This window comes from Nocardioides sp. Leaf374 (genome assembly GCF_916862475.1).
Taxonomy (GTDB): domain Bacteria; phylum Actinomycetota; class Actinomycetes; order Propionibacteriales; family Nocardioidaceae; genus Nocardioides; species Nocardioides kribbensis.
On the sequence record NZ_CAKASO010000052.1, the window covers coordinates 1 to 22,091 of the forward strand.

Sequence of the window (22,091 nt, forward strand, 5' to 3'; positions counted from 1 at the left end):
CGAGCAGGTGCAGCAGGCCCAGCGCGACGGCCAGGTCGGTGCCCGGCAGCGGCTGGAGCACGAGGTCGGCGCGATCCCCGAAAGACTGCGTCCCGCCCCCGAGACCACCGGCCTCGTCGGTCCCCTGAGGCTCGAGGCCCGCACCAGCGACCTCCTGCCGCGGCTGCGGTCGGGGGACGTGGCCGTGCTCGACCACAGCGACCTCGACCGCGCCACGGCGCGACGCCTCGTGGGAGCGGGAGTGTCAGCGGTCGTGAACGTCTCGCCCTTCGTCTCGGGGCGCTTCCCCGCCCAGGGGCCGCTGGTGCTGGCCGAGGCCGGCATCGTGCTCGTCGACGGTCTCGGTGCCGCGGGTCGCTCGCGACTGCGCGACGGTGCGCGCGTGGTGGTCGAGGACGGCGTGCTCCACCTCGACAGCGGGGAGCAGGTGCCCGGTCGCAGCGTCGACCTCGGCGTGCTGCGCGAGGACCTCGACGCCGCGCGCAGCGGACTGGCGACCCAGCTCGAGACCATCAGCCACCACGGCACCGAGCTGCTGCGGCGCGAGGAGCCCCTCCTGCTGCACCGCGAGGGCCTCCCACGCCTGGCCACCGCGGTGCGGGGGCGCACCGTGGTCCTCGTGGCCGCCGGCGCGCGGCACCGCGAGCAGCTGGCGCAGCTGCGGCCGTTCCTGCGCGAGCAGGAGCCGGTGGTCGTGGCCGCCGCCGACCTCGCCGACAGCGTGGTCGCCGCCGGTCTGCACGTCGACGTCGTGGTGGTCGACCTGCGCCACGACCGGCCGACGCTGCCCTCGGCGCGCACGCTGCGCGCCGCCGGCGACGTGGTGCTCGTGGGCGACCTCGGCCGCAGCGACGTCGCCGACTCCCTCGACCGCCTCGGCATCCGGCCCTCGCGGCTGGCCACCTCCCTCGACGCCGCCGACGCCGCGCTGCTGACCGTCGACGCCCACGACCCGGCCCTCGTCGTCGGTGTCGGGCTGGCCGGTGGTCTCACCGACCTGCTCGACCGGACCCGCTCGAGCGCGGCCGGGAGCCACCTGGTGCGCCTCGCCCTGGGCGCGCGGCTCGTCGACGCCGACGCGGTGCCCCGGCTCTACTCCGGGCGCGTGCGTCCGGTCCACCTGCTGCTGGTGATGCTGGCCGGTCTGCTCGCCCTCGCCGCCGCCGTGGCCGTCACTCCCGTGGGCCAGTCCTGGGCCGACCAGGGCGCGGACGCCCTCGCCGACCTCGGCCGCACCCTCTCCGACCTGTTGCAAGGACTCCTCCCGTGATCTCGTACCGCCACCACGTCGTCTCGCTCGTCGCCGTCTTCCTCGCCCTGGCCGTCGGGGTCGTGCTCGGTGGGGGTCCGCTCAGCGAGCTCGGCCGAGAGCGGGACACCGCCACCGCCCGTCAGGTCTCGGCCGAGACCGGGCCGATCGCCCAGGCCGGCTACGGCGAGGCCTTCGCCAGCGCGACGGCGGCGCGGCTCTACGACGACGCGCTCGCCGACCGTCCCGTGGCGCTGCTGGCGCTGCCGGGCGCCGACGAGGACACGCTCACCGCGCTCTCCGAGCAGGTGCAGGTCGCCGGCGGCGAGGTCGCCGCGCGCTACGAGCTCCAGGCCCGGCTGACCGACCCGACGTCGAGCACCCTGGTGGACAGCCTCGGCACGCAGGTGCTCGAGCAGCTCGGCGACGCACCGGCGGCCCGGGGCGTCGACCCCGACGCGCCGGCGTACGTGAGGCTGGGACAGCTGACGGGGCTGGCCGTGGGCAGCTCGTCGGAGGCCGGTGGCGAGGTGACCGACGCCGGCCGCACCGTGCGCGACAGCCTCAGCGAGGCCGGCCTGGTGACCTCGCCGGAGCCCGACGCCGCCCTGGCGCCGCTGCTCGTCGTGGTGCTCGGCGACGACCAGCAGGTCGACCCCGACGTGCTCCAGGACCTGCTGAGCGGGCTCTCCGCGACGACGCAGGGCGTCGTGCTCGCCGGGCCGACGTCGTCGGGGGCCGACGGGGTGCTGGCGACGCTGCGCGAGGACGGCGGCGTCGAGGGCGTCCCGAGCGTGGACGGGGTCGAGACCGCGCCGGGACAGGTCACCACCCTGCTCGCCCTGCTCCGCTCGCCGTCGGGGGCCGGGGGCGACTTCGGGGTCGCCGGAGCCGACGGGGCCGTGCCGGTCGACTGATGTCGGGGCGGCGGTCGTCGCCCTGACGTCGCCGTGCTGGACGGCTGGGTCGGGTGGTTTCGAGACGGTCGCTGGCGCTCCCTCCTCAACCACCGTGCTGGGCGGGTCGGGTGGTGTCGAGACGGTCGCTGGCGCTCCCTCCTCAACCACCGTGCTGGGGCGTGGTCGTCGACCATGCCGGACTGGACCGGGTTCGGGTCGGGTGGTGTCGAGACGGTCGCTGGCTCCGCCTCCTCGGCCGGCGTCGGTGTCTCGTCGGTCACCGTGCGGGGGCGTGTCGCGGCGGGTGGTCACGGGGCGGGCCGACCTGACGTAGGGTGGAGTTCCGTGAGGAACCCAGGGCCGACCAAGCACGTATTCGTCACCGGAGGCGTCGCCTCCTCGCTCGGCAAGGGGCTCACGGCGTCCAGCCTGGGCCGGTTGCTGCGCTCGCGGGGGCTGCGGGTGACGATGCAGAAGCTCGACCCGTACCTCAACGTCGACCCGGGGACGATGAACCCCTTCCAGCACGGCGAGGTCTTCGTGACCAACGACGGCGCCGAGACCGACCTCGACATCGGCCACTACGAGCGCTTCCTCGACACCGACCTCGGTCAGATCGCCAACGTCACCACCGGGCAGGTCTACTCCAGCGTCATCGCCAAGGAGCGCCGCGGCGACTACCTCGGTGACACGGTGCAGGTGATCCCGCACATCACCAACGAGATCAAGGAGCGCGTGCTCGCGATGGGCGGCGAGGACGTCGACGTCGTCATCACCGAGGTCGGTGGCACGGTCGGCGACATCGAGTCGCTGCCCTTCCTCGAGGCCGCGCGCCAGGTGCGCCACGACATCGGGCGTGGCAACTGCTTCTTCCTGCACGTCTCGCTGGTGCCCTACATCGGCCCGTCGGGGGAGCTGAAGACCAAGCCCACCCAGCACTCCGTGGCCGCGCTGCGCCAGGTCGGCATCCAGCCCGACGCCGTCGTGTGCCGCGCCGACCGCGAGCTGCCGGCCTCGATCAAGAAGAAGATCTCGCTGATGTGCGACGTCGACGAGGAGGCCGTGGTCACCGCGGCCGACGCCCCGTCGATCTACGACATCCCCAAGGTGCTGCACCGCGAGGGCCTCGACGCCTACGTCGTGCGACGTCTCGACCTGCCCTTCCGCGACGTCGACTGGACACTGTGGGACGACCTGCTGCGCCGCGTGCACCACCCCAAGGAGGAGGTGACCATCGGCCTGGTCGGCAAGTACATCGACCTTCCCGACGCCTACCTCTCGGTGGCCGAGGCGCTGCGCGCCGGTGGCTTCGCCCACGAGGCCAAGGTCAACCTGCGCTGGATCCCCTCCGACGACTGCGCCACCCCGGCGGGCGCCGCGCGCAACCTGCAGGACCTCGACGCCGTCTGCGTGCCCGGCGGCTTCGGCATCCGCGGCCTCGAGGGCAAGCTCGGCGCCCTCACCTACGCCCGCACCCACGGCCTGCCCACCCTCGGGCTGTGCCTGGGCCTGCAGTGCATGGTGATCGAGTACTCCCGCACCGTCCTGGGCCTCGAGCAGGCCGGCTCCACGGAGTTCGACCCCGAGACCCCCGAGCCGGTCATCGCCACGATGGCCGAGCAGAAGGAGTACGTGGAGGGGGCCGGCGACCTCGGCGGCACGATGCGCCTGGGGCTCTACCCCGCGGCGCTCAAGGACGGCACCGTCGTGCGCGCCGCCTACGGCGAGGCGCTGGTGCACGAGCGGCACCGCCACCGCTACGAGGTCAACAACGCCTACCGCGCCCGGCTCGAGGAGGCCGGACTGGTCTTCTCCGGCACGGCCCCCGACGACAGCCTCGTGGAGTTCGTCGAGCTGCCCCGCGAGGTGCACCCCTACTACGTCTCCACCCAGGCCCACCCCGAGCTGCGCTCGCGCCCGACCCGGCCGCACCCGCTCTTCGCGGGCCTGGTCGGCGCGGCCATCGAGCGGCAGAAGGAGCTGCGGTTCCCGATCGACGCCGAGCTCGTGCGCCGCGACGCCGCGGAGGCCTGAGGTGGGCGCGGTGGACGACGGCGCGGGCACGCAGCCCGCGCTGCGCGACGAGCCGGCCTCCTGGCCGGTCCGCTCGAGCGGCGACCTGCACCGCGACGGCTGGGTCGTGGCCCTGCGCGAGGACCGCATCCAGCGCCCCGGCCACCCCGAGGAGGAGCCCTTCCGCCGCGTGGTGCTCGAGCACCCCGGCGCCGCGGTCATCCTGGCCGTCGACGACGAGGAGCGGGTGCTGTGCCTGTGGCAGTACCGCCACGCGGCGCAGACCCGGTTCGTGGAGCTGCCCGCCGGGCTGCTCGACGTCGACGGCGAGGAGCCGGTCGACGTCGCGCGCCGCGAGCTGGTCGAGGAGGCCGGCTACGAGGCGCAGGAGTGGACCCACCTGGTGTCGACGTACTCCTCGCCGGGGATCTCCGAGGAGCTGGCCCACATCTACCTCGCGCGGGGGCTGCGCGAGGTGGGGCGCGGCGACTTCGTGCCGGCCCACGAGGAGGCCGAGATGGAGGCGGGCTGGGTGGCCTTCGACGACATGGTCGGGGCGGTGCTCGACGGCCGCCTGCGCGACGCGCCCGTCGTGATCGCGGTGCTCGCCGCGCACGCCAGGGGCCTGGCGGGATCGGCGCGCGCGTCCCGATAGTGTCGCTCGCACCCCACAGCGTCGTGGGGCCCCGTGATGACAGGAGTGTCAGGTGAAGGTCGGCGTCCCGAAGGAAGTCAAGAACCACGAGTACCGGGTGGCCCTGACGCCGCTGGGTGTCCACGAGCTGGTGGCCCACGGCCACGAGGTCGTCGTGGAGACCGGTGCCGGCGTCGGCTCCCAGATCAGCGACGACGACTACGCCGCCGCCGGCGCCACGCTGCTGCCCGACGCCGACGCCGTGTGGGGCGAGGCCGAGATGGTGCTGAAGGTCAAGGAGCCCGTGGCCGAGGAGTACCACCGCATGCGGGAGGGCCAGCTCCTCTTCACCTACCTCCACCTCGCCGCCGACCCGACGCTGACCGCCGAGCTGATGAGGCGCAAGGTCACCGCGATCGCCTATGAGACCGTGCAGCTGCCCTCCGGGGGGCTCCCGCTGCTCTACCCCATGTCGGAGGTCGCCGGCTGCCTGGCCCCGCAGGTCGGCGCCCACGCGCTGCTCAAGGCCCAGGGCGGCCGCGGGGTGCTGCTCGGCGGCGTCGGCGGCGTCGCCAACGCCAAGGTCGTCGTCATCGGCGCGGGTGTCTCGGGGCAGAACGCCGCCAACATCGCCCTCGGCATGGGCGCCGACGTCACCCTGCTCGACACCGACCTCGACAAGCTGCGCATGTCCTTCTGGCGCTACGACAACCGCGTGCACGGCCTGGCCTCCTCCAAGCTGGCCATCGAGCAGCACGTCACCCAGGCCGACATGGTCATCGGGGCCGTGCTCATCCCCGGCGCCAAGGCCCCCAAGCTGGTCTCCAACGAGCTGGTCGCGGCCATGAAGCCCGGCTCGGTGCTCGTCGACATCGCCGTCGACCAGGGCGGCTGCTTCGAGGACACCCGCCCCACGACCCACGCGGACCCGACCTACGCCGTGCACGACTCGGTCTTCTACTGCGTGGCCAACATGCCCGGCGCCGTGCCGACCACCTCGACCTACGCGCTCACCAACGCCACCATGCCCTACGCCGTGGCGCTGGCCGGCAAGGGCTGGCTGCAGGCCTGCCGCGACGACCGCAGCCTGGCGCTGGGGCTCAACACCCACGACGGGCAGCTCACCAACGCCCCCGTGGGCGAGGCCGTCGGCGTCGACGCGGTCTCCCTCGACCGCGTGCTGGCCTGACCCGGGTGCCGACGCTCGCGCAGGAGCCCGCGACGGTGGGTGACGGGGGAGGCACCGGGGACGTGACGGGCCCCCGCGTCGCCGTGCGCACCTACCTCGACCACCTCTCGGTCGAGCGCGGCCTGGCGACCAACACCCTGTCGTCCTACCGCCGCGACCTGCGCCGCTACCTCGCCCACCTCGCGGCCCGCGGGGTCTCGAGCCTCGACGAGGTGACCGAGGCGGTGGTCTCGGACTTCCTGGTCGCGCTGCGCGAGGGCGACGCCGAGCACCCGCCCCTGAGCGCGACGTCGGCGGCCCGCACGGTGGTGGCCGTGCGCGGCTTCCACCGCTTCGCTGTGGCCGACGGCCTCGCCGGGGCCGACCCGGCGGCCGGGGTGAAGCCACCGGCCCCGGCCAAGCGGCTGCCCAAGGCGCTGCCCCTGTCGGACGTCGAGGCGATCCTGGAGGCCGCGGGCGCCCCCGGCACCGCGCTCGCGCTGCGCGACCGGGCGCTGCTGGAGGTGCTCTACGGCACCGGTGCGCGGATCTCGGAGGCCGTGGGGCTCGACGTCGACGACCTCGACCGCAGCGGCGCCGCCGAGCCCGGGCTGGCCGCCGTGCCGGGCACGGTGCTGCTGCGCGGCAAGGGCGGCAAGGAGCGGATCGTGCCGGTCGGCTCCTACGCCCTGGAGGCGGTGGAGGCCTACCTCGTGCGCGGTCGCCCGGAGCTGGTCGCGGCCGCGACGGGCCCGGGCCAGGCCGGAGCGCTCTTCCTCAACGCCCGCGGGGGCCGGCTCTCGCGGCAGTCGGCCTGGGCCGTGCTGGCCAAGGCCGCCGACCGGGCCGGTGTGACCCGCGACGTCTCCCCGCACACGCTGCGCCACTCCTTCGCCACCCACCTGCTCGACGGGGGCGCCGACGTCCGCGTCGTGCAGGAGCTCCTGGGCCACGCCTCCGTGACCACCACCCAGGTCTACACGCTGGTGACGGTGGACAACCTGCGCGAGGTCTTCGCCACCTCCCACCCGCGAGCGCGCGGATGAGCGCCCCCGACGGCGCGGCCACCGCCTGGCCTCCGCGCGTGGGCGCCGGCGACGACGAGGTCTACGACGCCGTCGTGGCCTGGGCCGCGGGCACCGGGGTCTCGCTCTACCCCCACCAGGACGAGGCCGTCATCGAGCTGCTGGGGGGCAGCAACGTCGTGCTGGCCACCCCCACCGGGTCGGGCAAGTCGCTCGTGGCGGTGGCCGCCCACGCCGCGGCGCTGGCCCGCGACGAGGTGTCCTTCTACACCGCGCCCATCAAGGCGCTGGTGAGCGAGAAGTTCTTCGCGCTCTGCCAGGTCTTCGGGGCCGACAACGTCGGCATGCTCACCGGCGACGCCTCGGTCAACGCCGACGCCCCGATCATCTGCTGCACCGCCGAGGTGCTGGCCAACCTCGCGCTGCGGGAGGGGGCGGGCGCCGACGTGGGCCTGGTCGTGATGGACGAGTTCCACTTCTACGCCGAGCCCGACCGCGGCTGGGCCTGGCAGGTGCCGCTGATCGAGCTGACCGACGTGCAGTTCCTGCTGATGTCGGCGACCCTCGGCGACGTCACGGACCTCGCCGCCGACCTCACCCGGCGCACCGGGCGCGAGACCGCCGTGGTCGACGACGCCGAGCGGCCCGTGCCGCTGGACTTCACCTGGTCGCTCACCCCGCTGCTCGAGCAGCTCGAGGAGCTGGTCACCACCGGCCAGGCCCCCGTCTACGTCGTGCACTTCACCCAGGCCGCCGCGGTCGAGCAGGCCACCGCGCTGCTCAACGCGAAGTGGGTGCCCAAGCCGGCTGACGAGCTGGCCGAGCGGCTCGCGGGCTTCCGCTTCGGCGCCGGCTTCGGCAAGACGCTCTCCAAGCTGCTGCGCCGCGGCATCGGCGTGCACCACGCCGGCATGCTGCCCCGCTACCGACGCGTGGTCGAGCAGCTGGCCCAGGCCGGTCTGCTCTCGGTCATCTGCGGCACCGACACCCTCGGCGTCGGCATCAACGTGCCGATCCGCACGGTGCTCTTCACCGGGCTCGCGAAGTTCGACGGCAACCGACAGCGGGTGCTGCGCAGCCGCGAGTTCCTCCAGATCGCCGGGAGGGCCGGCCGCGCCGGCTACGACACCCGCGGCTACGTGGTCGTGCAGGCCCCCGAGCACACCATCGAGAACGAGAAGGCCAAGCGCAAGGCCGAGGCCAAGAACGCCGCGATGAGCGCGGAGAAGCAGGCCAAGCGCAAGAGCAAGGCCCAGCTGCGCAAGCCCCCCGAGGGCTCGGTGGTGTGGACCGAGCAGACCTTCGACAAGCTCGTCGAGGGCACCCCCGAGCAGCTGGTCTCGCGCATGCGGGTCGACAACTCGATGATCATCAACGTCCTGGCCCGTGACGAGGACGCCTTCGCGGTGCTGCGGCGGCTGCTCACCGACAACCACGAGGACCGTCGCAACCGCGTGCGCCTGGCGCGCCGCGCGCTGCGGCTGACCCGCAGCCTGGTGCAGTCGGGCACCGTGACCCGGCTCGAGGAGCCCGACGAGCTCGGCCGGCGCTACGTGCTCACCGTCGACCTGCCCGACGACTTCGCCCTCAACCAGCCGCTGGCGCACTTCGCGCTGGCCGCCTTCGAGGTGCTCGACCCCGAGGCCGACGACCACACCCTCGACCTCGTCTCGGTCGTCGAGGCCGTGCTCGAGGCGCCCCGGCAGATCCTGCTCGCCCAGCAGTGGGCCGCGCGCGGCGAGGCCGTCGCCGAGCTGAAGGCCGACGGCGTGGAGTACGACGAGCGGATGGCGCTGCTCGACGAGATCACGTGGCCCCAGCCCCTCGCGGAGCTGTTGGGCACGACGTACGAGATCTATCGGCAGAGCCACCCGTGGCTCTCCGAGGACGCGCTGGCGCCGAAGTCGATCGTGCGCGAGATGTACGAGCAGGGGATGGGCTTCACCGACTTCGTCGGCCGCTACCAGCTCGCCCGCTCCGAGGGCCTGGTGCTGCGCTACCTCACCGACGCCTACCGCACGCTGCGCGTGACCGTGCCCGAGCGCCACCGCACCCCCGAGCTCGACGACCTCGCCGAGTGGCTGGGCGAGACGATCCGCCAGACCGACTCCTCGCTGCTCGACGAGTGGGAGGCGATGACCGACCCCGAGGCCGTCGCCCGGCGCGCGGCGGAGCTCGCCGGCTCCGGCCCGCCCGCCTCGCCGCGCCCGATCTCGAAGCAGGGCCGGGCCTTCGCCGTCATGGTGCGCAACGCGATGTGGCGCCGGGTGGAGCTCGTGGCGCGCGACGACCTCGACGCCCTGATGGCCCTCGAGCGGGCCGCGGCCGACCGCTCCGACCCGCCGCGCGCGGTCGTCGTCACCCGCTCGGTGTGGGACGCCGCGATCGAGGACTACTACGCCGAGCACGACCGGGTCGAGCTGGGGCCCGACGCGCGCGGGCCCGCGCTGCTGCAGGTGGAGGAGACGGTCGGCGTGCCCGCCGGGGTCGACGGCGACGGGGACGAGGGCACGGCGCGGCTGCTGCTGGTGCGCCAGACCCTGCACGACCCCGAGGGGCACCACGACTGGGTCGTGGAGGCCACCGCCGACCTCGACGCCTCCGACAAGATCGGCGAGCTGGTGCTGGTCACCACCGCCTTCCGGCGGCTGGGGGGCTGAGGCCGGGCCGCTGGGCGAGTGGTGGTTTCGAGACGCTCGCTGGCGCTCGCTCCTCAACCACCGGGGGTGGGCTCGCTGCTCGAGCCCCGGGGTGGTGGGTGGTTTCGAGACGCTCGCTGGCGCTCGCTCCTCAACCACCGGGGTGGCTCGCTGCTCGAGCACCGGCTCGTGAATGCGGTTGCGGTGGGGTGGCGGGGGCTGTGAGCCTGGGCGCCCCCGCCCCCACACACACACACCGAGGAGCCGCCCGTGCGCTCGCTGGTCTACCTGGTCGCCACCTCCCTCGACGGCTTCATCGCCGGACCCGGCGGCGACACCTCCGTGCTCGAGGAGGACCTGGAGTCGGCCGCCGCCGCGCTCGCGGCCTACCCCGACACCTGCCCCGCCCACCTGCGCGAGGTCTTCGGCATCAGCGGCCCGCCGGTGCGCTTCGACACCGTCGTCATGGGCGCGGCCACCCACCGTCCGGCGCTCGCGGCCGGGCTGACCAGCGCCTACCCGCACCTCACGCAGTACGTCGCGACCCACGCCGACCTGCCCGAGGACCCGACCCAGCACCGGTGGGAGGGCGACCTCGCGGCCCGCGTCAGGGAGCTCAAGGCCGCGCCGGGGGGCGACATCTGGCTGTGCGGGGGCGGCGACCTCGCCGGGCAGCTCGTCGAGGAGATCGACGAGATCCACCTCAAGGTGCACCCGGTGCTCCTCGGCGAGGGCGTGCCCGTGGTCCGCGGAGCGGGTCTGCGCCGGTTCACGCACGTCTCCAGCAGCACCCTCGCGGGCGGGGTCGTGCTGTCGGTCTACACCGCTCGCGCCTCGGGGGCGTGAGCCCGGTCGCGGCCTAGGCTGGGGCCATGAGCGAGCAGGCGCGGACGTCGGGGGTCACGGTCAGGCACGAGCCGGGCGAGTCGCGCTGGGCGGCGTACGACGGGCCCGAGCTGGCCGGTGTCGCGGTCTACGAGCTCGCCGACGACCCGGCCCGGGTGGTCTTCACCCACACGGTCGTGCGCGACGGCTTCGAGGGCCGCGGCGTCGGCTCGGCGCTGGCCCGCGCGGCGCTGGACGAGCTGCGCGCGGCGGGGGAGCGCCGCGTGGAGCCGCAGTGCCCCTTCATCGCCGGCTGGATCGGCAAGCACCCCGACTACGCCGACCTGGTGGTCTGAGGCCGCTCGGACCGCATCGGCTCCTCCACAGGTTCGTCCCCAGGTGGGGAGGTGCCTGTGCAGAACCCCGGGACCTCCTCCACAATCCGTGCACAGATCGGGGCACCGGGCTGGGGAGGACGGCCACCGGGTTGTCGCCGGGGGTGGGCGGACCTAGGCTCGCGCGGACGTCGACCGACATGTCGTCGTGTCGACACGGAGGCAGGATCCCGGTGCGGCGCCCCGGTGGCGCCGACGTGGGGATCCCGAGCGAGGAGCGCCCGATGAGCGATGGTGGAATGGTCCCCGGACCCGGGGGCAGCAGCGCCCACGAGATGCCGCCCCGGTTCCGCACGCCGACCCCCACCCTCGGAGAAGAGCAGCAGTTGACCGAGCCCCTCCCGTTCGAGCGCCCGCCCTCGGCGCGGCCGGCCACCCCGGCGGTCTCCGCGAAGGCGACCGCCGTCGGCGACCTCGGCCCCACCGGCCGCCCGATGCCGCTGATCCCCGAGCCCGGCCCCGTGGCCGAGCACGGGCGCGCGCGCGTGGTGTCGATGTGCAACCAGAAGGGCGGCGTGGGCAAGACCACCACGACGATCAACCTCGGTGCGTCGCTCGCGGAGTTCGGTCGCAAGGTGCTGCTCGTCGACTTCGACCCGCAGGGCTCGCTGTCGGTCGGGCTGGGGCTCAACCCCCACGAGATGGACATGACGGTCTACAACCTGCTGATGGAGCGCGACGTCACCCTCGAGGACGTCGTCGTGCCCTCCGGGGTGCCCGGCATGGACCTGCTGCCCTCCAACATCGACCTCTCCGCCGCCGAGGTGCAGCTGGTGCAGGAGGTCGCGCGCGAGCAGACCCTGCAGCGGGTGCTCGCGCCCGCGCTGGAGCGCTACGACGTCATCATCATCGACTGCCAGCCCTCGCTGGGGCTGCTCACCGTCAACGCGCTGACCGCCTCCGACGGGGTCATCGTGCCGCTGGAGTGCGAGTACTTCGCGCTGCGCGGCGTGGCGCTGCTCAAGACCACCATCGACAAGGTGCGCGAGCGGCTCAACCCGCGCCTGGAGATCGACGGCGTGCTCGGCACCATGTTCGACGGGCGCACCCTGCACAGCCGCGAGGTCATGGAGCGACTGGTGCAGGCCTGGGGCGACACCGTCTTCCACACCGTGATCCGGCGCACCGTGAAGTTCTCCGACGCCACCGTCGCCGGCGAGCCCATCACGTCCTACGCCTCGGCCTCCGCGGGCGCCGACTCCTACCGCACGCTGGCCAAGGAGGTGCTGGCCCGGTGGCTCGCCGGGTGAGCCTCCCCTCGGCCGACGACCTCTTCCGCCCGACGGCCGACCCGACCCCGCCGCAGACCGGCGACCACGCGTCGCCCGCCTCCCCGGAAGCACCCGACGGGGCGCCCGGCGCCCCCGGCGACGACCGGGGCGCCGGATCCGCCGGCGAGCCCGCCGATCCCGCTGGTCCCGCCGCGACGCCACGCGCGCGGCGCGGGGCGGCCAAGCCGAGCGGCCGGGTGCGCCACGACGAGAAGATGACGGTCTACATCACCTCCGAGGAGCTGCTGGCCATCGAGCACGCGCGCCTCGCGCTGCGCAGCGGCCACGGGCTGGCCGTGGACCGCGGGCGGCTCGTGCGGGAGGCGGTCGCGATGGTGCTGGCCGACTTCGAGGCCGACGGCGAGGACAGCGCGCTCGTGCGGCGGCTGACCCGGGAGTGACCACGGTCGGGACCGTGGCCGGTGACGTGGCCGGTGACGTGGCCGGTGACGTGGCCGGTGACGTGGCTGGCGAGGGGGCCGGCCCTGCCGGCTCGGACGCCTTCGAGGTCAGGCTGGTCAACTTCGAGGGACCCTTCGACCTGCTGCTGAGCCTGATCTCCAAGCACAAGCTCGACGTGACCGAGGTCAGCCTCTCGCAGGTGACCGACGAGTTCATCGCCCACGTCAAGGCCCTGCGCGACCGTCCCGTGCCCGGCGGCGGTCCTCGCGACGCGGTGGGCGACCTCGAGCGGACCACCTCGTTCCTCCTGGTGGCCTCCACCCTGCTCGACCTCAAGGCGGCCCGGCTGCTGCCCCAGGGAGACGTCGAGGACGAGGAGGACCTGGCGCTGCTCGAGGCCCGCGACCTGCTCTTCGCCCGGCTGCTGCAGTACAAGGCGTTCAAGCAGGTCGCCGGGGTGCTCGAGCGTCGCCTGGCCGGGGAGTCGCTGCGCCACCCCCGCGCGGTCGGGCTGGAGGAGCGCTTCGCCACGCTGCTCCCCGAGGTGCTGATCGGGATCGGCCTCGAGCAGTTCGCCGCGCTGGCGGCGCGCGCCCTGGAGCCCAAGCCGCTGCCGGAGGTCTCGCTCCAGCACATCCACGCCACCACCGTGTCGGTGCGCGAGCAGGCGGCCGTGGTCGCCGAGCGGCTGCGCCGCGCCGGCACGCTCACCTTCCGCGCCCTGTGCGGCGACGCCCCCGACACCCTCACCACCGTGGCACGCTTCCTGTCGCTGCTCGAGCTCTTCCGCGAGGGCGTGGTGTCCTTCGACCAGGTCGACCCGCTCGGGGAGTTGGGCGTGCGCTGGACCGGCGACGAGGACACCGACGTCGAGGACCTGGTCACCGACGAGTTCGACGGCGCTCCGCCCGAGCCCCAGCCCCAGCCCGACCCCCAGCCCGACCCCGCGACGACGCAGGAGCACCCGTGAGCGAGCAGGACACCGGACCCGCAGGTGCGGAGGCGACCTCGACGGGACCGCAGGGTGACGGCGTACCCGTCGTGGCGCTGCGGCCCTCGCTGGAGGCCGTGCTGATGGTGGCCGACCAGCCCCTCGACGCCGTCTCGCTGGCCACGGCCGTGCGCCACCCCGTGGCCGACGTCGTGGCGGCGCTGCAGCTGCTGGCCGAGGAGTACGCCGAGCAGGGCCGCGGCTTCGAGCTGCGCCACGTGGCCGGTGGCTGGCGCTACTACACCCGCGAGGAGCACGCCGCGGTGGTGGAGGCCTTCGTGCTCGAGGGGCAGTCGGCGCGGCTGACCCAGGCCGCGCTCGAGACGCTCGCGGTCGTGGCCTACAAGCAGCCCGTCTCACGGGCCCGCGTCTCGGCGGTGCGCGGCGTCAACGTCGACGGGGTGATGCGCACCCTGCTCGCGCGCGGTCTGGTCGAGGAGGCCGGCAACGACGCCGAGACCGGCGCCCATCTCTACCGCACCACCACCTACTTCCTGGAGCGCATCGGGGTCACCTCGCTCGACGAGCTGCCCGAGCTCGCGCCCTACCTCCCTGACATGGACGACCTCGAGGACGACCTCGAGGGCGTGGCCGCCGCGGCCGCGCCACGGACCGGACCGGGCACCGAGCCCGACGGTGGAACGGAGCCCACGTGACCAGCGACCAGACCGGCGACCAGACCGGCGACCAGACCGGCGACCGGCAGGGCAGCGGCCCGCAGGTGCAGACCGACGACGACGGCCAGATCCGGCTGCAGAAGCTGCTGGCCCAGTCGGGCGTCGCCTCGCGGCGCAAGTGCGAGGAGCTGATGCTCGAGGGCCACGTGGTCGTCGACGGCGAGGTGGTGACCCGGCTCGGGACGAAGGTCGACCCGCGCACCGCGGTCATCCGCGTCGACGGCAAGCGGCTGCCACCGATCAGCCCCCACGTCTACCTGGTGCTGAACAAGCCGCGCGGCGTCGTCTCGACGATGTCGGACCCCGAGGGGCGGCGCACGCTCTCCGACGTCGTGGCCGACCGTCCCGAGCGGCTCTTCCACGTCGGTCGCCTCGACACCGACACCTCCGGGCTGCTCATGCTCACCAACGACGGCGACTTCGCCCAGCGCATGGCCCACCCCTCCTACGAGGTCGACAAGACCTACGTCGCCGAGGTGGAGGGCGAGGTCTACCAGCGCACCCTCAAGCAGCTGCTCGCGGGCGTCGAGCTCGACGACGGCCCGGTCACCGTCTCGCGGGCCCGCGTGGTCAGCGGCGGGCACGGGCGCAACTCCCCGGGTCGCAGCATCGTCGAGCTGGTCATCCACGAGGGCCGCAACCGCATCGTGCGGCGCCTGCTCGACCACGTCGGCCACCCCGTGACCCGGCTGACCCGCACCGCCATCGGGCCGGTCGAGCTGGGCCGACTGGCCCCGGGGGAGCTGCGCGACCTCACCACCGACGAGCTCGGGGTGCTGCTCGACGCGTCCCAGCTCTGAGGCCGGGCACCGGCCCGGCGCCCGGCGCTCGCTAGCCTGAGGCCGGCCGAGCGGCAGGGCCGAGGCGCGGCGACCGGGACCGGCGACGAGGACCGGCGCACCCGCGAGACACGGCGCGACACAGCGAGAACCGACGAGAACCGACGAGAACCGACGAGACGAGGAGCAGACGTGGCAGTGCGAGCCATCCGGGGGGCCACCCAGCTCGACGAGGACACCCGCGACCACATGCTCGACCGCGTCGCGGAGATGGTCACCGACGCGATGACCTCCAACGGCCTGGAGGTCGACGACTTCATCTCCGTCATCTTCACCGCCACCAGTGACCTGGTCTCGGAGTTCCCGGCCTACGCCGCGCGCCAGCTCGGCTTCGGCGACGTGCCGCTGATCTGCGCCCGCGAGCTCGAGATCGAGCGGTCGATGCCCCGCGTCGTGCGGATGATGGCCCACGTCGAGACCGACCTTCCGCGCGCCGACATCACCCACGTCTACCTCCACGGGGCCGCCGCGCTGCGCAGCGACCTGACCCGGGTGCGCTCGGTGCCCGACGCCGACCCCGATGCCTGAGGCCCCGGAGCCCCCGGCCGTCGCCGACCGGGTCCCGCGCCTGGTCGGACCGGTCGAGGTCGTCGGCGCCGGTCTCGTGGGGGCCTCGATCGGCCTGGCCTGCGCCCGCGCCGGGATCGAGGTGCTCCTCACCGACGTCTCGTCGGAGAACGTCCGCACCGCCTCGGGGCTCGGCGCCGGCCGGCCCCGACGCCCCGACGACCACCCGCAGCTGGTGGTCGTCGCGGTGCCGCCCGACCACCTCGGGCGGGTCATCGCCGCCGCCCTGGCCGACGGCGACGCCGTCGTCACCGACGTGGGCAGCATCAAGTCGGGCCCGCTCGCCGACGTCGCCGACAGCGCGGGCGCCCACCGCTACGTCGGCAGCCACCCGATGGCCGGCAGCGAGCGCTCCGGCCCGCTGGCCGCCACGGCCGCCCTCTTCGACGGCCGACCCTGGGCGATCACCCCGCACGCCGCCGCCGACGTCGAGGCCGTCGAGCTCGTGGAGGACCTCGTGCGGCTGTGCGGGGGAGTGCCGGTCTGGCTCACCCCGGCCGAGCACGACCGGGCCGTGGCCCGCACCTCCCACGTGCCCCACCTGCTCTCCGCCCTGGTGGCCGCCCGCCTGGCCGAGGCCCCGGAGAACCACCTGACCCTGTCGGGCCAGGGCGTCCGCGACGTCACCCGCGTGGCCGCCGGCGACCCACGGCTCTACGGCCAGATCGTCTCGGGCAACGCTGAGGCCGTCGCCGCGCTCCTCATCGAGGTCCGCGACGACCTCGAGACGATGATCGCCGCGGTCAGCGCCGGCGACCGGGCCGGTCTCGAGCTGCTGCTCGACCGCGGCGTCGCCGGCACCCGCAGCATCCCCGGCAAGCACGGTGGCCCGGCCACCCCGACCCGCTCGGTCTTCGTGGCCGTGCCCGACCACCCCGGCGAGCTCGCCCGCCTCTTCGCCGACGCCGTGGCCAGCGAGGTCAACATCGAGGACATCCGCATCGACCACGACCCGGGTCGCCCCGTCGGCCTCGTCGAGCTGGTGGTCGACCGCACCCGGGCCGAGCACCTGCTCGGGTCGCTGGAGGAGCGGGGCTGGACGACGCACCGCTGAGGCGGTGACGGGGGGCGGGCTGCGGAGCGCCGGAGGGTCGCGACGACGGATTCAGCCGGGGGTGACGCCCACCGATAGGCTGCGGCACCGTGACCACCCCCGCCACCAGCTCTGCGTCCGACCCCGCCCCGGCTCCCGGTCAGGCCGACGGCCCGGCCTCCCGACAGGGCACGGTGGTGGCGGTGGACGGCACCTCGGGGTCGGGCAAGTCCAGCACCTGCCGGGCCGTGGCCGCCCGGCTCGGGCTGGCCTACCTCGACACGGGGGCGATGTTCCGCGCGATGACCTGGTGGATGCTCGAGCAGGGTGTCGACGTCCACGACGCCGCGGCCGTCGCGGAGCGCTGCGAGGAGCCCCGGATCGTCTCCGGCACCGACCCGGAGGCTCCCACCATCCACGTCGACGGCACCGACGTCGCCGCCGCCATCCGCACCGACGCGGTCACCGGCTCGGTCTCGCCGGTCAGCACCGTGCCCGCGGTGCGCGCGCGGCTGCTGACCATGCAGCGCGAGGTCATCGCCGAGGCCGTCCGCGGCACCGGCATCGTCGTCGAGGGCCGTGACATCGGCTCCGTGGTCGCCCCCGACGCGCCGGTGAAGCTCTACCTCACCGCCGACCCCGCTGCGCGTGCCGCCCGTCGCGCCGCCGAGGAGGGCGGCAGCGACCTGGCCGCCACCCAGGCCGTGCTGCTCGACCGGGACCGGATCGACTCCAGCCGCGCCACCGCCCCGCTGACCATGGCCGAGGGCGCGGTGCACATCGACACCACTCCCTTCACCCTCGACGAGGTCGTCGCCCAGGTCGTCGGGCTGGTCCGGGCGGTGGGGACGCGCGCGTGACGCCGCCCCACCGCGACACCCGGGACGAGCGGGACACCCACGTCGCGAGCGGCCCACGGGGAGCGCGCACCCCGCGGTCCCTCGCCCGACGCGACCGCGGCGACCGGCGTACGGCGCACCGCGAGCTCCCGCGCACCGACGCGACCCCCTTCCCGCACCGGGCCATGCTCCACGGGCTGCGGCCGATCTCGTCGTGGCTGGTGCGCCGCCGCTACCGCGTGCGGGTGCAGGGTGCGGAGCACACGCCCCCGACCGGCCCGGTGCTCTTCGCCGCCAACCACGTCGGGGTCATGGACGGCCCGCTGCTGGCCATCTTCGCGCCCCGCCCGGTGCACGCACTGACCAAGGCGGAGATGTTCGGAGGGCGGCTGGGCACCTTCCTGCTGTGGTCGGGTCAGGTGCCGCTCGACCGCTTCCACGCCGACCCCGCGGCGGTGAAGACCTGCCTGCGGGTGCTGCGCGACGACGGGGCCGTCGGCATCTTCCCCGAGGGGCGCCGCGGTGCCGGTGACCTGGAGCGCTTCCACCGCGGAGCGGCCTACCTCGCCCTGGCGACCGGCGCCGCCGTGGTGCCCGTCACTCTCCTCGGCACCCGCGAGCCCGGTGGGTGGAGCGGGGAGCTCCCGCCACGTGGGACCATGGTCGACATCGTGTTCGGCGCGCCGTTCACGGTGCCGCCGCAGCCGTGGCCGCGCACCAAGGAACACGTGGCCGCCACGTCGGTGTTGTTGCGAGAGCACATGCTGGCGCACCTCGCCGCATCACGCGCGTCGACCGGGCGGGACCTCCCCGGTCCGCTGCCACCCGGAGACCTGGAACCCGACCCCGCCACCGGGGTCACCGATCAAGGAGCACCATGAGCGACAGCCCGAGCGAGCACGCCGGCGACCCCTTCGAGGACGCCGGCCTGACGGGTGACGGACCGGTGCCCGTGCTCGCCGTCGTCGGCCGCCCCAACGTCGGCAAGTCGACCCTCGTCAACCGCATCATCGGCCGGCGCGAGGCCGTCGTCGAGGACGTGCCCGGCGTGACCCGCGACCGTGTCTCCTACGACGCGCACTGGAACGGTCGCGCCTTCACCGTCGTCGACACCGGCGGCTGGGACCCCGACGCCCGCGGCCTGGCCGAGCGGATCGCCGGACAGGCCGAGATCGCGGTGTCGCTGGCCGACGCCGTGCTCTTCGTCGTCGACGCCACGGTCGGCATCACCGACGCCGACGAGGCGGTGGTGAAGATCCTGCGCCGCTCGGAGAAGCCCGTCGTGCTGGCCGCCAACAAGGTGGACGACCAGCGCACCGAGGCGGAGGCCTTCGGTCTCTGGAACCTCGGTCTCGGCGAGCCGTGGCCGGTCTCCGCGCTGCACGGCCGTGGCTCGGGCGACATGCTCGACGCGGTGCTGGCCGCCCTGCCGGAGCCCCCGCCCGAGCGCGACGCCGCCCCGGGCGGCCCGCGTCGCATCGCGATCGTCGGCAAGCCCAACGTCGGCAAGTCCTCCCTGCTCAACCGGCTGGCCGGTTCCGAGCGCGTCGTCGTCGACAACGTCGCGGGCACGACCGTCGACCCCGTCGACGAGCTCATCGAGCTGGGCGGCAAGACCTGGCGCTTCATCGACACCGCGGGCATCCGCAAGCGGGTCAAGGAGGCCTCGGGCCACGAGTACTACGCCTCGCTTCGCACGACCACCGCGATCGACCGCGCCGAGGTGGCGGTGCTGGTCGTCGACGGCGGGCAGTCCATCAGCGAGCAGGACGTGCGGATCATCCAGACCGTGCGCGAGGCCGGGCGCGCCCTCGTCATCGCCTTCAACAAGTGGGACCTCGTCGACGAGGAGCGCCGCTACTACCTCGAGCGCGAGATCGAGCGCGAGCTCGTGCAGGTGCAGTGGGCGCCGCGGATCAACATCACCGCCCGCACCGGCTGGCACGTGGACCGCCTCGTGCCGGCGCTGGAGAAGGCCGTCGAGGGCTGGGAGACCCGCATCGGCACAGGTGCGCTCAACTCGTTCCTCGGGCGACTGGTCGCCGAGCACCCGCATCCCGTGCGCTCGGGCAAGCAGCCCAAGGTCCTCTTCGGCACCCAGGCCACCACCGCGCCGCCGACCTTCGTGCTCTTCACCTCGGGCAAGCTCGACGCGGGCTACGAGCGCTTCATCGAGCGCCGCCTGCGCGAGGAGTTCGGCTTCGTCGGCACCCCGATCGTGCTGGAGCAGCGACCGCGGGAGAAGCGCAAGCGCTGAGACGGCAGGGCTCGGACCCGGACGCTCCTGGGCCCCGGCCTCGGGGCGAGGTTCCTCGGTGCTAGGGGGAGGGGCACGACCGTGCCCCTCCCCCTAGCACGCCGCCGGCCTGGGCCGGAGGGGCCCGGGAGCGGCGCGGAGACCGGAGCGACCCCGGTGCCGGACGGCTCCGCGCCCCTGCGGCGGCCGACCCGGCGTGCGACTCCACCTCGCGCCCTGTCGGCCGACGCGACGCTCGACCCGACGCTCGACCCGACGTTTGACTCGACGCGATCGGCCGCCAAAGATCGGACCTCGGCCGCACGGGCGCGGCCGTCACCCCCCCGGAGGAGATCCCGTGCCGCACCCTGCCGATCCGACGAGCGACTCGACGTACGACTCGACGAGCGAGCCGGCAGGCCGCACCGGGACGACCACGGTCCGGGTCGCCTACGGCACCACCGGACTCGACGTGGAGCTCCCCGCCGACCGCACGACGGTGGTCGCGCCGACCCACAGCGAGCCCGCGCCCGACGTGCCGGCCGCCCTGCGCGAGGCCCTGGCGCACCCCGTGGCCGGGCCGCCGCTGCGCGAGCTGGTGCGTCCCGGGCAGACCGTGGCGATCTCGCTGTGCGACGCCACCCGCCCGCAGCCGCGCGAGCTCATGGTGCGCGCGATCCTCGCCGAGCTCGAGGGGATCGTGACCCGTGAGGACCTCGTGCTGCTCGTGGCCACCGGCACCCACCGCGCCAACACCGACGCCGAGCTGCGGGCCATGCTCGGCGACGACCTGGTCGACACCGTGCGCATCGTCAACCACGACAGCCGCGACCCCGACGTGCTGCGCTGGATGGGGGTGCACGGCGACGGGGTGCCGGTCTGGCTCAACCGCCACTGGGTCGACGCCGACGTCAAGGTCACCACGGGCTTCGTCGAGCCGCACTTCTTCGCCGGCTTCAGCGGTGGACCCAAGCTGGTCGCCCCGGGGCTGGCCGGCCTGGAGACCGTGCTCACCCTCCACGACGCCGCCCGGATCGGCAGCGAGCAGGCGACGTGGGCGGTCTGCGAGGGCAACCCCGTGCACGACGACGTGCGCGCCATCGCCGCGGCCACCGGGGTCGACTTCGCCCTCGACGTGGTGCTCAACCGCGAGCAGCAGGTCGTCCGTGCCTTCGGCGGCGAGCTGCTGGCCATGCACGCCGAGGCGCGCGAGGTCGTGCGGGAGCTGTCGATGCAGGCGGTGCCCGACCTCTTCGACGTCGTGGTGACCAGCAACTCCGGCTTCCCGCTGGACCAGAACCTCTACCAGGCGGTGAAGGGCATGACGGCCGCTGCCACGGTGGTGCGGCCCGGCGGGCTCATCGTCTGCGTCGCGGAGTGCCGCGACGGCTTCCCCGACCACGGGACCTTCCGCGAGGTCCTGGCCTCCGAGGACAGCCCGGAGGCGCTGCTGGAGGCCATCTCGCGGCGCAGCGAGACCGTGCCCGACCAGTGGCAGGTGCAGGTGCTCGCGCGGGTGCTGGCCCGGGCCAGGGTCGGGGTGCACACCACCCACCTCAGCGACGAGGAGCTGCGCACGGCCCACCTCTTCCTGGTCGAGGACGTCGCCGCGGCGGTGCGCGAGGAGCTGGAGCGGGTCGGGCCGGGGGCGCGGGTCTGCGTGCTGCCCGAGGGGCCGCAGACGATCGCCTACGTCGACGCCGGCCGACCCGGCTGACCGGCCGGGGATGCGCCGGGGGACCGCCGCAGGACCGCCCGCCCAGGGGACGACCGGCTTGACCTGATCGAACACGTGTTCGATCATGGGGGTGTGACCGCGATGCCCGCCCTCGACCCCAGCCGCCCGGTGCTCGACCAGCTCCGGGAGCGGGTCGCGGCCATGGAGGGCGGGCCGGCGCGGGAGGCCGTGGCGACGCACGCCGGGCTCTCCGACCTGCTCCAGCTGCGTGCCGGGGCGACCTACTCCGTCGACGCCGCCTCGGTGGGTCTGGCGCTGGCCGCGGAGGCCTCGCGGGCGGGGGAGTGGGTCGGCTTCGCCGGCTGGGCCGACTTCGGCGCGGAGGCCGCCGCCGAGCTGGGGGTCGACCTGACGCGCACCGTGCTGGTGCCCGAGCCCGGCGAGCACTGGCTCGAGGTGACCGCGGCGCTGGTCGACGTGCTGCGCGTCGTGGTGCTGCGTCCGCCGGCGAGCGTCGACGCCCGCTCCGCGGGCGTGCTCGACGCCCGGCTGCGCACCCGCTCCTCGGTGCTGGTCGTCCACGGCGACTGGCCCCGCTGCGACGCCCGGCTGAGCCTGGAGGAGTCGCGCTGGTCGGGCCCCGACCACGGCTCCGGCCGGCTGCGCGCGCGCCGGGCCCGCCTCGCCGTGCGCCGCGGCACGGCCCCGCCG

Annotated in this window: 21 protein-coding genes; all 21 read left to right on the plus strand. The window is 74.4% G+C overall.

The features are described from left to right. The coding region (steA, locus tag LPA27_RS17400; RefSeq protein WP_228943247.1) for a putative cytokinetic ring protein SteA at positions 1-1,270 on the plus strand (1,270 nt) is incomplete at its 5' end. Beyond that, the gene (locus LPA27_RS17405) at positions 1,267-2,166 is read left to right on the plus strand and encodes a copper transporter (protein ID WP_228943248.1); all 900 of its coding nucleotides are present in this window, start codon (positions 1,267-1,269) and stop codon (positions 2,164-2,166) included. The genes steA and LPA27_RS17405, both read left to right, overlap by 4 nt. A 327-nt stretch (positions 2,167-2,493) precedes the next feature. After that, the gene (locus tag LPA27_RS17410) at positions 2,494-4,182 is read left to right on the plus strand and encodes a CTP synthase (protein WP_056864521.1); all 1,689 of its coding nucleotides are present in this window, start codon (positions 2,494-2,496) and stop codon (positions 4,180-4,182) included. Positions 4,183-4,192: 10 nt separating this feature from the next. Continuing rightward, positions 4,193-4,816, plus strand: a complete 624-nt coding sequence (locus LPA27_RS17415) for an NUDIX domain-containing protein (RefSeq protein WP_228943249.1) — start codon at positions 4,193-4,195, stop codon at positions 4,814-4,816. A gap of 52 nt (positions 4,817-4,868) precedes the next feature. Then, entirely contained in the window at positions 4,869-5,984 is a 1,116-nt protein-coding gene (ald, locus tag LPA27_RS17420) for an alanine dehydrogenase (protein WP_228943250.1), read from the plus strand. Positions 5,985-6,046: 62 nt separating this feature from the next. After that, a complete protein-coding gene (locus LPA27_RS17425; RefSeq protein ID WP_228943251.1) occupies positions 6,047-7,009 on the plus strand; it encodes a site-specific tyrosine recombinase XerD in 963 nt (320 codons plus the stop codon). Continuing rightward, positions 7,006-9,648 (plus strand): DEAD/DEAH box helicase, encoded by a 2,643-nt coding sequence (locus LPA27_RS17430; RefSeq protein ID WP_228943252.1) that lies wholly within the window; start codon positions 7,006-7,008, stop codon positions 9,646-9,648. Before LPA27_RS17425 ends, LPA27_RS17430 begins: the two co-directional genes overlap by 4 nt. A gap of 249 nt (positions 9,649-9,897) precedes the next feature. Then, positions 9,898-10,473 carry a dihydrofolate reductase family protein gene (locus LPA27_RS17435; RefSeq protein WP_056864517.1) on the plus strand — a complete coding sequence of 192 codons (576 nt, stop codon included), beginning with the start codon at positions 9,898-9,900 and terminating at the stop codon, positions 10,471-10,473. A gap of 26 nt (positions 10,474-10,499) precedes the next feature. Beyond that, the gene (locus LPA27_RS17440) at positions 10,500-10,808 is read left to right on the plus strand and encodes a GNAT family N-acetyltransferase (RefSeq protein WP_228943253.1); all 309 of its coding nucleotides are present in this window, start codon (positions 10,500-10,502) and stop codon (positions 10,806-10,808) included. 314 nt (positions 10,809-11,122) lie between these two features. After that, positions 11,123-12,097 (plus strand): ParA family protein, encoded by a 975-nt coding sequence (locus LPA27_RS17445; RefSeq protein WP_156697927.1) that lies wholly within the window; start codon positions 11,123-11,125, stop codon positions 12,095-12,097. Further along, positions 12,082-12,519, plus strand: coding sequence for a hypothetical protein (locus LPA27_RS17450; RefSeq protein WP_228943254.1), 438 nt, complete (start codon positions 12,082-12,084; stop codon positions 12,517-12,519). The genes LPA27_RS17445 and LPA27_RS17450 overlap by 16 nt, the downstream gene beginning before the upstream one ends. 62 nt (positions 12,520-12,581) lie before the next feature. After that, positions 12,582-13,490 (plus strand): segregation and condensation protein A, encoded by a 909-nt coding sequence (locus LPA27_RS17455; protein ID WP_228943259.1) that lies wholly within the window; start codon positions 12,582-12,584, stop codon positions 13,488-13,490. Then, a complete protein-coding gene (gene scpB, locus LPA27_RS17460; RefSeq protein WP_416383250.1) occupies positions 13,487-14,167 on the plus strand; it encodes an SMC-Scp complex subunit ScpB in 681 nt (226 codons plus the stop codon). Before LPA27_RS17455 ends, scpB begins: the two co-directional genes overlap by 4 nt. 65 nt (positions 14,168-14,232) lie before the next feature. After that, positions 14,233-14,988: a pseudouridine synthase gene (locus tag LPA27_RS17465; RefSeq protein WP_056904326.1), complete on the plus strand. Its 756-nt coding sequence runs from the start codon at positions 14,233-14,235 to the stop codon at positions 14,986-14,988. A gap of 171 nt (positions 14,989-15,159) precedes the next feature. Next, on the plus strand, positions 15,160-15,555 hold the full coding sequence (gene aroH, locus LPA27_RS17470) for a chorismate mutase (RefSeq protein ID WP_056904124.1): 396 nt from the start codon (positions 15,160-15,162) through the stop codon (positions 15,553-15,555). Further along, positions 15,548-16,648, plus strand: a complete 1,101-nt coding sequence (locus LPA27_RS17475) for a prephenate dehydrogenase (RefSeq protein ID WP_228943255.1) — start codon at positions 15,548-15,550, stop codon at positions 16,646-16,648. The genes aroH and LPA27_RS17475 overlap by 8 nt, the downstream gene beginning before the upstream one ends. Before the next feature lie 89 nt (positions 16,649-16,737). Next, positions 16,738-17,487, plus strand: coding sequence for a (d)CMP kinase (gene cmk / locus LPA27_RS17480; protein ID WP_308196113.1), 750 nt, complete (start codon positions 16,738-16,740; stop codon positions 17,485-17,487). Beyond that, positions 17,484-18,347: a lysophospholipid acyltransferase family protein gene (locus tag LPA27_RS17485; RefSeq protein ID WP_228943256.1), complete on the plus strand. Its 864-nt coding sequence runs from the start codon at positions 17,484-17,486 to the stop codon at positions 18,345-18,347. Before cmk ends, LPA27_RS17485 begins: the two co-directional genes overlap by 4 nt. Next, on the plus strand, positions 18,344-19,723 hold the full coding sequence (gene der / locus LPA27_RS17490; RefSeq protein WP_193660765.1) for a ribosome biogenesis GTPase Der: 1,380 nt from the start codon (positions 18,344-18,346) through the stop codon (positions 19,721-19,723). The genes LPA27_RS17485 and der overlap by 4 nt, the downstream gene beginning before the upstream one ends. Before the next feature lie 337 nt (positions 19,724-20,060). After that, positions 20,061-21,419 carry a nickel-dependent lactate racemase gene (larA, locus tag LPA27_RS17495; RefSeq protein WP_228943257.1) on the plus strand — a complete coding sequence of 453 codons (1,359 nt, stop codon included), beginning with the start codon at positions 20,061-20,063 and terminating at the stop codon, positions 21,417-21,419. Positions 21,420-21,512: 93 nt separating this feature from the next. After that, positions 21,513-22,091, plus strand: a 579-nt coding sequence (locus tag LPA27_RS17500) for a hypothetical protein (RefSeq protein ID WP_228943258.1), incomplete at its 3' end; no start/stop codon positions are given.